Origin of the sequence: Acidovorax sp. 106 (assembly GCF_003663825.1) — a bacterium.
Classification (GTDB): domain Bacteria; phylum Pseudomonadota; class Gammaproteobacteria; order Burkholderiales; family Burkholderiaceae_C; genus Acidovorax.
Window position 1 is genome coordinate 3,841,183 of the sequence record NZ_RCCC01000001.1, and the last position, 13,383, is coordinate 3,854,565.

Here is a 13,383-nt window from a genome sequence, read left to right on the forward strand (position 1 = left end):
AGATTGCCATCCGTTTTTCAAGCAAATTTATCAAATAAATGCATTTAAATGATAAAAATGTTTTGAGTGCCGGCATCACCTATGCATTCCTCCATTCCTCCGGTGCAGACCGACCGCGCTGCGGCCAGCGATGGGCTGTCACTGTGTCGTCACACGGAGTCACTACAAATGTGACGCAGCTGTGCCAAGCCCGGCATTGCGGTTACTACCGAGAACAGCACGATGGCAAAAGACTTTTCCCTGATGGAAGACAGCAACACGTCTTCCAACCCCAGCATCCATGACATCTCCGACCCAGCGCGGCGCACCCTGCTGCGCGGTGGTCTGGGGGCTTTGGCAGGCAGCTTTTTGGCACCCCTGGGGGCTGTGGGGGGCGTTGCGGCACTGGCGGGCTGCGCCACGGCGGGCGGCGCAGCGGGCGCGGCCCTGGGCTTCAAGAGCGTGGCCATTTCCACGGCCGATACGGTGACGGTGCCTGAGGGTTACACCGTGCAGGTGATTGCCCCTTGGGGTGACCCGGTGGGCATGTCGGGCGAGACCTCCGCATTCAAGGACGATGCGAGCAACACCACTGCCCAACAGGAAACCCAGTTCGGCATGCACCACGATGGCATGCATTACTTTGCGCAAGACGGCTCCAAGACCGGCCTGCTGGTGATGAACCACGAGTATGTGGACCACGGCCTGCTGTTCCCCGACGGCACGGCCAACTGGAGCCTGGAGAAGGTGCGCAAATCGCAGGCGGCCCATGGCGTGTCAGTGTGCGAGGTGCAGGAAACCCATGGCCAGTGGGAGGTGGTCAAGCCATCGCCCTGGGCGCGCCGCATCACGGCCAACACGCCCATGCAACTCAGCGGCCCTGCCGCTGGCCACGCCCTGCTGAAAACCGCTGCTGACCCGCAAGGCACCAAGGTGCTGGGCACGTTCAACAACTGCGCCAGCGGCATCACGCCCTGGGGCACCTACCTCACGTCTGAAGAAAACTTCATCAACTACTTCAGCGGTGGCGACACGCTGAGCGCCCACGAAAAGCGCTGGGGTCTGAAGAAGGGGGGCGCGGGCTACCGCTGGCACGAGTTTGATGCGCGCTTTGACGCCACCAAGAATCCCAACGAACCCAACCGCTTTGGCTGGATTGTGGAGATTGACCCCAACAACCCGAGCTCCACCCCCATCAAGCGCACCGCCATGGGCCGTGCTGCGCACGAGGGTGCCACCGTGGCCGTCACCCGCGACAACCGCGCTGTGGTTTACATGGGCGAGGACTCGCGCTTTGAATACATCTACAAGTTTGTAAGCCGCGACACCATCAAGCCCGGCGGCGCGGCTGCCAACGCCACGCTGTTGGACCATGGCACGCTGTACGTGGCCCAGTTCAATGCCGATGGCAAGGGCCGCTGGATTGCGCTGACCCACGGCCAAGGGCCACTGACGGCGGCCAATGGCTTTGCCGACCAGGGCGAGGTGCTGATCAAGGCCCGCCAGGCCAGCGACCTGCTGGGCGCCACCAAGATGGACCGCCCTGAGTGGATTGCCGTGGACAAGCAAGGCTGGGTCTACACCACCCTGACCAACAACAGCAACCGGGGCGCCGCCAACCAGCCCGGCGTGGATGCCGCTAACCCCCGTGTGAACAACACGCAGGGCAACATCATCCGCTGGAAGGAAGATGGCGACTTCAGCGGCCAGACCTTTGCCTGGAACCACTTCGTCATGGCGGGCGACCCCTCGCTGGCGCGCGCAGAGGCCAAGGGCAACATCAAGGGCGACATGTTCTCGTGCCCCGATGGCCTGTGGGTGGACGGCCGTGGGGTGCTCTGGATCCAGTGCGACATGTCCACCTCGGCCATGGGCAAGGGCGACTTGAAGAACTTCGGCAACAACATGATGCTGGCCGCCGATGTGCACACTGGCGAAGTGCGTCGCTTCCTGGTGGGCCCCTCGGGCTGCGAGATCACCGGCCTGACGGCCACCCCCGATGGCCGCACCATGTTCCTCAACATTCAGCACCCTGGCGAGCCCGCCGATGAGATCAGCGACCCCAAGAACCCCCGTGCGGTGTCGAACTGGCCCGAGAAGAAGCCCAATGGCCGCCCACGCTCTGCCACCGTGGTGGTGCGCAAGGCCGATGGCGGTGTAATCGGCACCTGAGGCTGCGCCACTTGCTGATCGCGCACGAGTGATTGCGCAAGAAAAAAGGGCTGCTCTGTAGGGGGCAGCCCTTTTTGCATGGGATGGCAGCGCGGCAATGCCAGTCAGGCGATAACGCCCAGGCCCCGCGCGTGGTGCAGCAAATGGTCGTCCATGAAGGTCTGGATGAAGTAGTAGCCGTGGTCGTAGCCCGCGTGGCGGCGCAGCGTGAGCGGCTGGCCGATGTGCGCGCAGGCGGCTTCAAACAGGTGGGGGTGGAGTTGTTCGGCCAGAAACTTGTCGGCCAGCCCCTGGTCGATGAGGATGCCGCCGGCATAGGGCGCCATGGGCTGGTTTTCCATCAGCACGGTGGCGTCGTGTTCGCCCCAGCTGGTGCGGTCTGCCCCCAGGTAGCCCGTGAAGGCCTTCTCGCCCCAGGGGCAGCGGGTGGGCGCGCAGATGGGCGCGAAGGCGGACAGTGACTGGAACCGGCCCGGGTGGCGCAAGGCCAGCGTGAGCGCGCCATGCCCGCCCATCGAGTGGCCGAAGATGCCCAGGCGTTGCGCGTCGATAGGCAGTTGCCCGGTGCACAGGGGCAGCAGTTCGTCCATCAGGTAGCTTTCCATGCGCCAGTGGGTGTCCCAGGGGGCGGCCGTGGCGTCCAGGTAAAAGCCTGCACCCACGCCAAAGTCCCAGCTCTCGGCCTCGCCGTGCACGTTGGCACCGCGCGGGCTGGTGTCCGGGGCAATCAGGGCCAAGCCCAGCTCTGCGGCGCGGCGTTGGGCACCTGCCTTGGTGATGAAAGTTTCTTCGGTGCAGGTCAGCCCGGCCAGGTACAGCACGGCGGGCACGGGGCCTTGGCTGGCTTGGGGGGGGAGGTACACCGCAAACTTCATCGGCAGGCCGATGGTGGCGGCGTCGTGGCGATAAAAGCGTTGCTCACCGCCAAAGCAGGCGTGGCTGCTGACCAGTTCGAGGGAGGTGGACATGAGTGTGCTCACAAAGTGATAGCTTGTCGCGCTTGTTTTAAGAGGGCTTTGAGATGTTTTGCTTCTCAAGCGCCGCCAAACAAGCGCAATGTGCTTCTGTTTTGATAGTGGGTGTCAGGCCGCGTACTTGACCACGGACCGGATCGACTTGCCTTCGTGCATCAAATCAAACGCTTCGTTGATGTCCTTGAGGCCCATGGTGTGGGTCACAAAGGGCTCCAGCTGGATCTTGCCTGCCATCGCGTCTTCCACCATGCCGGGCAGCTCGCTGCGGCCTTTGACGCCGCCAAACGCCGTGCCCAGCCACTTGCGGCCGGTGACGAGCTGGAAGGGGCGGGTGCTGATCTCTTGCCCCGCGCCCGCCACGCCGATGATCACGCTCTGGCCCCAGCCACGGTGCGCGCATTCCAGCGCGGCGCGCATCACGTTCACGTTGCCAATGCACTCAAAGCTGTGGTCCACGCCCCAGGTCGTCATCTCGACGATGACTTGCTGGATCGGCTTGTCAAAGTCCTTGGGGTTCACGCAGTCGGTGGCGCCGAAGGTGCGTGCCAGGTCGAATTTGGAGGGGTTGGTGTCCACCGCGATGATGCGCCCCGCCTTGGCTATTTTTGCCCCCTGGATCACAGCCAGGCCAATGCCGCCCAGGCCGAATACGGCCACGGTATCGCCCTCTTGCACCTTGGCGGTGTTCTTCACCGCACCCAGGCCGGTGGTCACGCCGCAGCCCAGCAGGCAGACCTGTTCGGGGTTGGCGTTGGGGTTGACCTTGGCGAGCGAGACCTCGGCCACCACGGTGTATTCGCTGAAGGTGCTGCAGCCCATGTAGTGGTAGATGGGCTTGCCGTTGTAGCTAAAGCGCGTGGTGCCGTCGGGCATGACGCCCTTGCCCTGTGTGGCTCGCACGGCCACGCACAGGTTGGTCTTACCGCTCTTGCAGAACAGGCACTCACCGCATTCGGCGGTGTACAGCGGGATGACGTGGTCGCCGGGTTTCACGCTGGTCACGCCTTCGCCCACTTCCACCACGATGCCCGCGCCTTCATGGCCCAGCACCACGGGGAACAGGCCCTCGGGGTCGTCACCGCTGAGGGTGAAGGCGTCGGTGTGGCAGACACCGGTGTCGGTGATCTTGATGAGCACCTCACCCTTCTTAGGGGAGGCCACGTCGATTTCGACGATCTGCAGAGGTTCTCCGGCTTTGAAGGCGACGGCGGCGCGGGATTTCATGGGGGGCTCCTTGGCAAAAGGTGGGGTGAAAATAAAAAAGGCGTTGATCGGGGGGGCATTGGGCCTGCCTACTGCTGCGTTTTAACCCTGGCGCGTGCAGGTGCGGTGACGCGGAGAAAGGGCTCCTCGCTCAAAAGGCGACCCACAGGTGTCATTTCAAATAGGAACGCAGCAGGGCGAGGGTTTCGTCCACCGCCGGTTGGGAGGGGGCGGGCTTTTCAGACAGCACCTCGCGCACATGCCCGTCGAGCAGGTCGGCCATCAGGCCGTGCACGGCACCGCGCATGGCGGCCAGTTGCTGCAGGATGGGCGCGCAATCGCTGCCCGCCTCCACGGCGCGCTCCAGCGCTTCGGCCTGACCTTTGATGCGGCGCAGGCGGGTGATCGCGCGCTGCTTGTCTTCTGCTGAATGGGGCATGTGGGATGCGGCAGTTGAGCGTTACTGGTGGTGTACTGGAGGGTAGTATAAAACGCTAGTGCAATACTGGTAAGCGCTAGGGGTTTAAAAAATAGGCTACTAGGGGGGAGTATTGTTTGTCGAGCGCTGTAGATGCGTAGCACGCCCAGGCTGAGTGAGGGCTGATCTCAGAAGATCGGCCCCCCGAATACCTCCCGAAAAGCAAAAAGCCCACAGGCTGGGCCTGTGGGCTTTGTGTGCTGCCTGCGGGCGGGGCCACGCAGGGGATGTGCCGATCAGCGCTTGCCGATAGGCTGCACGTCGCGGCGTTCGGAGCCGGTGAACAGCTGGCGTGGGCGGCCGATCTTGTACTCGGGGTCGCCAATCATTTCGTTCAGTTGGGCAATCCAGCCCACGGTGCGTGCCAGCGCGAAGATGGCGGTGAACAGCGAGACGGGGATACCGATGGCGCGCTGCACGATGCCCGAGTAGAAGTCCACGTTGGGGTACAGCTTGCGCGACACGAAGTAGTCGTCTTCCAGCGCAATCTTTTCCAGCTCCTTGGCCAGCTTGAACAGAGGATCGTTTTCCAGGCCCAGTTCCTGCAGCACTTCGTTGCAGGTTTCCTGCATCAGCTTGGCACGGGGGTCGTAGTTCTTGTAAACGCGGTGGCCAAAACCCATCAGCTTCACGCCAGAGTTCTTGTCCTTGACCTTCTCCATGAACTCGCCGACCTTGGCTACGCCACCGTTGCGCTGGATGTCTTCCAGCATGTTCAGGCAGGCTTCGTTGGCACCGCCGTGGGCAGGGCCCCACAGGCAGGCTACGCCCGCTGCGATGGCCGCGAACGGGTTGGTGCCCGACGAGCCGCACAGGCGCACGGTCGATGTCGAAGCGTTTTGCTCGTGGTCAGCGTGCAGGATGAAGATGCGGTCCAGTGCGCGTTCGAGCACGGGGTTGACCTTGTACTCTTCGCAAGGCGTGGCAAACATCATGCGCATGAAGTTGCCAGCGTAGCTCAGGTCGTTGCGAGGATAGATGTAAGGCTGGCCGACGCTGTACTTGTAAGCCATGGACACCAGCGTGGGCATCTTGGCGATCAGGCGGATCGCGGCGATTTCGCGGTGCTCTGGGTTGTTGATGTCGGTGCTGTCGTGGTAGAAGGCCGACAAACCACCCACCAGACCGGTCAGCACAGCCATGGGGTGTGCGTCACGGCGGAAGCCACGCAGGAAGAACTGCATCTGCTCGTTGACCATGGTGTGGTTGGTCACGCGGCTGGTGAAGTCCTTCTTCTGGGCTTCGTTGGGCAGGTTTCCGTACAGCAGCAGGTGGCAGGTTTCCAGAAAGTCGCAGTTCACGGCCAACTGCTCAATGGGGTAGCCACGGTACAGCAGCTCACCCTTGTCGCCATCGATGTAGGTGATGGCGGATTGCGTAGCGGCTGTGGACAGGAAGCCTGGGTCATAGGTGAACATGCCCGTTTGCGCATACAGCTTACGGATGTCGATGACGTCCGGACCGATGTTGCCCTGATAGACCGGCAGGTCCACGCTGGGGCTGCCGTTACTGAACGACAGGGTGGCTTTGTTGTCAGCTAGCTTCATTGTTACTTTCCTTAGGTTTGCCGATGTCAATCCGGTCTAGGGGCGCCCTGCGTTTGTCAGGCCCGCAGGGCAGGGGTGCCGCCGCTGGAGCGCAGCATGCTGAGTACTTCGTTCACTTCTGCGCTGGCCAGTGTCTCGTCTGGTTCGCGTCGGCAGAGCACCAAGTCCAGCAGATCGTTGTCCGCCAGATCCATGAGCGCCGTCAGCCCTTGCGCGTGCCGCTGTGTCAGCTCGGGCTCAAAGCGTTTGAAGAACTGCTGAATGAACAGATCGTTCTCCAGCAAACCGCGCCGGCAGCGCCAGTGCAGCTTGCTCAGTTCGCGTTCGCTCAGCCGCTCGGAGGCAGCGGTGGGCGCAGTGATGACGGTGTCGCTCATGGTGTGTGCTCTGAAAAGATCAGACAGCGCGGCGCACCATCAGTTCCTTGATCTTGCCAATCGCCTTGGTGGGGTTCAGTCCCTTGGGGCAAACGTCCACGCAATTCATGATGGTGTGGCAACGGAACAGACGGTAGGGGTCTTCCAGGTTGTCCAGGCGCTGGCCTGTGGCTTCGTCGCGGCTGTCGGCAATGAAGCGATAGGCTTGCAGCAGGCCTGCTGGGCCCACGAACTTGTCGGGGTTCCACCAGAAGCTGGGGCAGCTGGTGGAGCAGCTGGCACACAGAATGCACTCGTACAGGCCGTTGAGCTCTTCGCGCTCTTCAGGGCTTTGCAGGCGCTCGCGGTCTGGTGCCGTCAGGCTGTCGTTGATCAAGTAGGGCTTGATCGAGTTGTATTGCTTGAAGAACTGCGTCATGTCCACGATCAGGTCGCGGATCACAGGCAGGCCGGGCAGGGGCTTCAGAACAATCGTGCCCTTGAGGGTGTTCATGTTCGTCAGGCAAGCCAGGCCGTTCTTGCCATTGATGTTCATGGCGTCGGAGCCGCAAACACCTTCGCGGCAGGAGCGACGGAACGACAGAGTGGGGTCTTGCTCCTTGAGCTTGACCAGGGCATCCAGCAGCATGCGTTCGTGGCCGTCGAGTTCGATCTCGATGGTTTGCATGTAGGGCTTGGCGTCCTTGTCCGGATCGTAGCGATAGATTTGGAATGTGCGCTTCATGATTCTGCTCTCGTGGGGCTACTGTTTAGAACGTCCGGACCTTGGGTGGAATGCTGTCCACTGTCAGGGGCTTGAGGTTGACCGGCTTGTAATCCAGACGGTTACCTTCGCTGTACCACAGGGTGTGCTTCATCCACTCCTTGTCGTTACGGCCCAGAGGGAACTCTGCGTGGTCGGCAGGGTGCTCGTAGTCGTACACGGTGTGGGCGCCACGGCATTCCTTGCGGGCTGCGGCAGACACCATGGTGGCCTGGGCCACTTCGATCAGGTTGTCCACTTCGAGGGCTTCGATGCGGGCCGTGTTGAACACCTTGGACTTGTCTTGCAGCGTGACACTGGACACGCGGGCGCGCAGTTCGGCGATTTTTTGGACGCCTTCGTCCATGCTGGCCTGGGTGCGGAACACGCCAGCATGTTGCTGCATCGTGGCGCGGATATCGCCTGCCACGGCTTGCGAGTAGGTGCCACCCGTAGAGCTTTCCAGTTGGTTCAAACGCTCCAGCGTGCGGTCTGCCGCGTTCGCTGGCAGGGCCTTGTGCTCTTTATTCTTGTTGTTGAACTCGACGATGTGGCGGCCAGCGGCCTTGCCAAACACCAGCAGGTCCAACAGCGAGTTGGTGCCCAGGCGGTTGGCGCCGTGCACGCTCACGCAGGCGCATTCACCCACCGCGTACAGACCGTTGATCACGGAGTTGTTGATGCCATCCTTTTGTTCCACGACCTGGCCATGGATGTTGGTGGGCACGCCGCCCATCTGGTAGTGGATGGTGGGAACCACGGGGATGGGTTCCTTGGTGATGTCCACGTTGGCGAAGTTGACGCCGATTTCGTACACCGAAGGCAGGCGCTTGTGGATGGTTTCGGCACCCAGGTGGTCGAGCTTGAGCAGGATGTAGTCCTTGTTGGGACCACAGCCACGGCCTTCCTTGATTTCCTGGTCCATGCAGCGCGACACGAAATCGCGAGGGGCCAAGTCCTTCAGGGTGGGAGCGTAGCGCTCCATGAAGCGTTCACCATTGCTGTTGAGCAAAATGGCACCTTCGCCTCGGCAGCCTTCGGTCAGCAGCACGCCAGCGCCGGCCACGCCGGTGGGGTGGAACTGCCAGAACTCCATGTCTTGCAAGGCGATGCCAGCCCGTGCAGCCATGCCCAAGCCGTCACCGGTGTTGATGAAAGCGTTGGTGGACGCGCCGAAGATGCGGCCCGCACCGCCAGTGGCCAGCAGCACCGTCTTGGCTTGCAGGATGTGCAGATCGCCGGTTTCCATTTCCAGTGCGGTCACGCCGACCACGTCGCCGGCTTCGTCGCGGATCAGGTCCAGGGCCATCCACTCCACGAAGAAGTTGGTCTTGGCCTTGACGTTTTGCTGGTACAGCGTGTGCAACATGGCGTGGCCAGTGCGGTCGGCTGCAGCGCAGGCGCGTTGCACAGGCTTTTCGCCGTAGTTGGCGGTGTGGCCGCCGAAGGGGCGCTGGTAGATGGTGCCATCGGGGTTGCGGTCGAACGGCATACCGAAGTGTTCCAGCTCGTACACCACCTTGGGGGCTTCGCGGCACATGAACTCGATGGCATCCTGGTCGCCCAGCCAGTCAGAGCCCTTGATGGTGTCGTAGAAGTGATAGTGCCAGTTGTCTTCGCTCATGTTGCCCAGCGAGGCAGACACGCCGCCTTGGGCTGCCACGGTGTGCGAGCGGGTGGGGAAGACCTTGGACAGCGAGGCCACGTTCAGGCCTGCGCGAGACAGCTCCAGCGCGGCGCGCATGCCCGAGCCGCCTGCGCCGACGATGACTACGTCAAACTTGCGCGTGGTGATGTTGGCTTTTGTATAGCTCATTTTGTACCTTCAATCGCGGGAATCAGAGACGCCACAGAACCTGGATGCCCCAGCCAGCGCAGCTGACGAGCCAGACAATGGTGAAAACTTGCAGGGCCAGGCGCAGGCCCACGGGCTGGATGTAGTCCATGAAGATGTCGCGGACACCCACCCACACGTGCCATGCCATGGCCACGATCACGGAGAAGGTCAGAACCTTCATCCACTGGGCGGAAAAAATGCCAGCCCACAGGTCGTAGCCAATCGGGCCCTTGGAGGCCACGAGTTGAACCAGAACCACAATGGTGAACAATGCCATGAGGGCGGCGGTGACGCGCTGGCTCAGCCAGTCGCGCAGGCCGTAATGGGCACCGACGACGGTGCGCTTGGAGCCGTAATTGACGGACATATCAGTTTCCTCTTTGGGGGTGGGGCGGTGCTGCCAGGTGCTGCACTTGCCTTGTTGTTTGAATCAGTACAGGCCGAACAGCTTGGCGCCAAGCACCAAAGCCAAACCAATGCTCACGGCCAAGGTGAATACGGCGGATGACTTGCCGAATTCCTTGGTGACCGCTGCATGGTTCACATCCATCAGCAAATGGCGAAGGCCAGCGATGAAGTGGTGCAGGTAGGCCCAGATCAGTGCCAGTGCCACCAGCTTGACGAACCAGCCGGGAACAAAATACAAACCTACATTGAAGGCCGCCTTGAATTTGGCGAAAGAGATTTCAGATGACAGAGACGTGTCAAACATCCAGAGGATGAAAGGCAGTAAAAGGAACATGATCACCCCGCTGGCGCGGTGCAGAATGGAAACCCATGCTGCTGGCGCCATGCGGTAGGTCGTCAGGTCCTTGAAGGCATTGATGTTGCGGAATTCAGGCCGTTTTTTGGCTAGTTCGGTCATGTCTGGTGCTTTCGTGGATGTAACTGCTCTGTAATTTGAAGATGCAAACAACGCAAAATTCTATTGCAATGCAACAACCGCAGCGCTGTGTCGGGTTCAATTTTTGACCTTTGTGCTCAGGTGCCAGCCTGCTGTCAGCTCAGTTCGTTACGGTAGTGGTGTGTGTCTGTGAGGTACAAACCGCGGCGTAACTCCATCGGAACATCGTTGTAGGTGTAGGCGATGCGCTCCACGCTGAGCAAGGGTGTGCCGGTCGTCACATGTAGCAGGGCGGCTTGCTCTGCATCGGGCAAAACGGCTCGGATCTTTTCTTCGGCGCGCACCATGCGCACGCCAAAATCAATTTCAAACATGGCGTAAGTGGGGCCTTGGTAGTTCGCCATCTGTTCGCCCGTCAGGCCCTTGAAGGCATGGCCTGGCAGCCAGATGTCTTCCAAAATGGTGGGAACCCCGGCAAACGACAAAATGCGCTTGGCCTGTATCACCGCGTCGCCGCTGCGCAGCGCCAATGTGCGGGCAATTTCGGCAGAGGCGCGCACCCTGCGGCAGTCGATGATGTTGCGCTGGGCGGGGCCTTCTACGCTGGCGTCTCCGGTGTCGGGCAGTAGTTTCAGGAACCGGTACTGCACGTGCTGCTCGGCATGCGTTGCCACAAAAGTGCCTTTGCCTTGGCGGCGCATGACCAGATTTTCAGCGGCCAGCTCATCAATGGCCTTGCGGACCGTGCCCTGGCTCACCCGAAAGCGCGCCGCCAACTCCATCTCGCTGGGGATGGCTTCGCCGGGCTTCCACTCACCTTGCTGCAGGCTTTGCAGGATGAGCCCTTTGATTTGTTGGTACAGCGGGCTGAACGCAGGCGTTGACAGTCCGGTGGCGCTTTGCGGCGTGGTTGGATTGTCGGCGGCGAACGGGAGCGAAGACATGGCGCTGGTCGTGGGGCTGTGGGGCAGGAGGGCAATTTGAAGCTGCGCAATCATATCTTATATAAGACATAAGACAAATTGACCGAGGCCATGAAACAGGGGTAAACTCCAAGGCTGTTTGCGGGGCACGGGCTGCTGGTAACAGGCGCTGGTGCTTGCGTTGCACCTTTACCTGTTTTTGTCACTTCCTGGAGTTTTCACCATGAGCAAGAAGCCCGTCCGTGTTGCCGTTACAGGCGCCGCTGGTCAAATCGGTTACGCACTGCTGTTCCGCATCGCCTCTGGCGAAATGCTCGGCAAAGACCAGCCCGTCATCCTGCAATTGCTGGAAGTGCCTGCCGACGGCCCCCAAAAGGCGCTCAAGGGCGTGATGATGGAGTTGGACGATTGCGCATTCCCCCTGCTGGTGGGTATGACCGCCCACAGCGACCCCATGACTGCATTCAAGGACGCTGACTACGCTTTGCTGGTTGGCTCGCGTCCACGCGGCCCTGGCATGGAACGCGCCGAACTGCTGGCCGTCAACGGTGCCATCTTCACCGCACAAGGCAAGGCCCTGAATGCCGTGGCTTCGCGCAACGTGAAGGTGCTCGTGGTGGGTAACCCCGCTAACACCAACGCCTACATCGCCATGAAGTCGGCCCCGGATCTGCCACGCAAGAACTTCACGGCCATGCTGCGCCTGGACCACAACCGCGCTGCCAGCCAGATCGCAGCCAAGACCGGCAAGGCTGTGGCTGACATCGAAAAGTTGACCGTCTGGGGCAATCACTCGCCCACGATGTATGCCGACTACCGTTTTGCCACCATCAACGGCGAAAGCGTTGCCAAGACCATCAACGACCAGGAATGGAACGCCAACACCTTCTTGCCCACCGTGGGCAAGCGTGGTGCCGCCATCATCGAAGCCCGCGGCCTGTCTTCGGCTGCTTCGGCTGCCAATGCGGCCATCGACCACATGCGCGACTGGGCCCTGGGCACCAATGGCAAGTGGGTCACCATGGGTATTCCTTCGGACGGCCAATACGGCATTCCCAAGGACACGATGTTCGGCTTCCCTGTGACTTGCGAAAACGGCGAATACAAGGTCGTTGAAGGTCTGGAAATCGATGCCTTCTCGCAAGAGCGCATCAATATCACGCTGGCTGAGCTGCAAGGCGAGCAAGACGGCGTCAAGCACCTGCTGTAAATCTGCCTGTGGTATCCGTGTCTGCCCCTTCTGAGTCCTCGGGTCTTGCGACCTCCGCTGCCCCAGCGGGCGGGGCAGGGCGGGCACAGGTACCTCCTCGCAGCCTGCTGTTGGGTGCGCAGGCGCAAACGGGCTTGTTGCCCGTTTGCGACCACTACAGCGGGGTTGAGGCGCGCATGCGCAAAAGCTTGCAGATGCAAGCCGAACTGACCCAAGAATTTGGCACCTGCGTGGTGGATGTCACCCTCGATTGCGAGGATGGCGCGCCGGTAGGACTCGAGGCCGAGCACGCCCGCCTGGTGGGCGGGTTGGCCGCGCAGGCCCCTGCGGGCGCCCGTGTTGCTGCCCGGGTGCACGCAGCCAGCCACCCCGCTTTTGCCAACGATGTGGCCACCATTGTGGATTTGGCGGCTGGTCGCTTATGTCATGTGATGCTGCCCAAGGTCGAGTCCCTAGACGACGTGTTGGCGGCGGACCGGGCTCTGGAGCGTGCAGGCGCCCCAGGCCTTCCTTTGCACGCACTGATCGAATCCCCTTTGGCCGTAAAGCATGCTTTTGACATTGCGGCCCACCCCCGGGTACAGAGCCTCAGCTTTGGCTTGATGGATTTTGTGTCGGCCCACGGTGGCGCGATCCCTGCCCATGCCATGACGTCACGGGGGCAATTTGCCCATCCGCTGGTGGTGCGGGCCAAGCTTGAAATTGCCGCTGCTTGCCATGCCTATGGCAAAGTGCCTTCGCATTGCGTAGTGACCGAGTTCACCGACCCAGCTGCAATGCAAGCCGCCGCTACACAGGCATCGCAGGAGCTGGGCTACACCCGCATGTGGAGCATTCACCCGTCGCAGATTCGGCCCATCTTGCGTGCCTTCGCGCCCGCGATGGATGAGGTGCAGGCGGCATCGCAGATTTTGTTGGCGGCTGAAACCGCGCAGTGGGCACCCATCAGCCATGGCGGGGTGTTGCATGACCGGGCCAGCTACCGTTTTTACTGGCAATTGCTGGAGCGCGCGCACCGCACAGGTGTCTCGCTGCCTCCCGCCGTCAGTCACTGGTTTGATGCTTGCGCATTGAACTCTTCTTTTTAGCCTGACATT

13 protein-coding genes are annotated in these 13,383 nt (G+C 61.4%); 3 read left to right on the top strand and 10 right to left on the bottom strand.

What is annotated here, in order from left to right; genetic code table 11:
• Nucleotides 1-222: 222 nt before the first annotated feature.
• Complete coding sequence (locus C8C98_RS16990; protein ID WP_121455249.1) at nucleotides 223-2,151, top strand: PhoX family phosphatase; 1,929 nt, start codon at nucleotides 223-225, stop codon at nucleotides 2,149-2,151.
• Nucleotides 2,152-2,255: 104 nt separating this feature from the next.
• Here the strand turns inward: C8C98_RS16990 and fghA are convergent, their stop codons facing one another.
• From fghA to C8C98_RS17040, 10 genes are all read right to left on the bottom strand, one after another.
• Nucleotides 2,256-3,119, bottom strand: coding sequence for an S-formylglutathione hydrolase (gene fghA, locus C8C98_RS16995; RefSeq protein WP_121455250.1), 864 nt, complete (start codon nucleotides 3,117-3,119; stop codon nucleotides 2,256-2,258).
• Nucleotides 3,120-3,233: 114 nt separating this feature from the next.
• Entirely contained in the window at nucleotides 3,234-4,349 is a 1,116-nt protein-coding gene (locus C8C98_RS17000) for an S-(hydroxymethyl)glutathione dehydrogenase/class III alcohol dehydrogenase (protein WP_121455251.1), read from the bottom strand.
• Between the two features lie 151 nt (nucleotides 4,350-4,500).
• Complete coding sequence (locus C8C98_RS17005) at nucleotides 4,501-4,767, bottom strand: metal/formaldehyde-sensitive transcriptional repressor (RefSeq protein ID WP_099655160.1); 267 nt, start codon at nucleotides 4,765-4,767, stop codon at nucleotides 4,501-4,503.
• A gap of 275 nt (nucleotides 4,768-5,042) precedes the next feature.
• Nucleotides 5,043-6,353, bottom strand: coding sequence for a citrate synthase (locus C8C98_RS17010; RefSeq protein WP_121455252.1), 1,311 nt, complete (start codon nucleotides 6,351-6,353; stop codon nucleotides 5,043-5,045).
• A 56-nt stretch (nucleotides 6,354-6,409) separates the two neighbouring features.
• Nucleotides 6,410-6,730, bottom strand: coding sequence for a succinate dehydrogenase assembly factor 2 (locus tag C8C98_RS17015; RefSeq protein WP_121455253.1), 321 nt, complete (start codon nucleotides 6,728-6,730; stop codon nucleotides 6,410-6,412).
• 19 nt (nucleotides 6,731-6,749) lie between these two features.
• Nucleotides 6,750-7,454: a succinate dehydrogenase iron-sulfur subunit gene (locus C8C98_RS17020; RefSeq protein WP_121455254.1), complete on the bottom strand. Its 705-nt coding sequence runs from the start codon at nucleotides 7,452-7,454 to the stop codon at nucleotides 6,750-6,752.
• Nucleotides 7,455-7,479: 25 nt separating this feature from the next.
• On the bottom strand, nucleotides 7,480-9,288 hold the full coding sequence (gene sdhA, locus C8C98_RS17025) for a succinate dehydrogenase flavoprotein subunit (RefSeq protein WP_121455255.1): 1,809 nt from the start codon (nucleotides 9,286-9,288) through the stop codon (nucleotides 7,480-7,482).
• Between the two features lie 22 nt (nucleotides 9,289-9,310).
• A complete protein-coding gene (gene sdhD, locus C8C98_RS17030; RefSeq protein WP_099655165.1) occupies nucleotides 9,311-9,676 on the bottom strand; it encodes a succinate dehydrogenase, hydrophobic membrane anchor protein in 366 nt (121 codons plus the stop codon).
• A 63-nt stretch (nucleotides 9,677-9,739) separates the two neighbouring features.
• Nucleotides 9,740-10,174 (bottom strand): succinate dehydrogenase, cytochrome b556 subunit, encoded by a 435-nt coding sequence (sdhC, locus tag C8C98_RS17035; protein WP_099655166.1) that lies wholly within the window; start codon nucleotides 10,172-10,174, stop codon nucleotides 9,740-9,742.
• 134 nt (nucleotides 10,175-10,308) lie between these two features.
• Entirely contained in the window at nucleotides 10,309-11,097 is a 789-nt protein-coding gene (locus C8C98_RS17040) for a GntR family transcriptional regulator (RefSeq protein ID WP_121456338.1), read from the bottom strand.
• 202 nt (nucleotides 11,098-11,299) lie between these two features.
• On the opposite strand from C8C98_RS17040, the gene C8C98_RS17045 reads away from it, so the two are divergent.
• Nucleotides 11,300-12,286 carry a malate dehydrogenase gene (locus C8C98_RS17045; protein ID WP_121455256.1) on the top strand — a complete coding sequence of 329 codons (987 nt, stop codon included), beginning with the start codon at nucleotides 11,300-11,302 and terminating at the stop codon, nucleotides 12,284-12,286.
• A 194-nt stretch (nucleotides 12,287-12,480) separates the two neighbouring features.
• Entirely contained in the window at nucleotides 12,481-13,374 is an 894-nt protein-coding gene (locus tag C8C98_RS17050) for a CoA ester lyase (RefSeq protein ID WP_370450417.1), read from the top strand.
• Nucleotides 13,375-13,383: the final 9 nt, after the last annotated feature.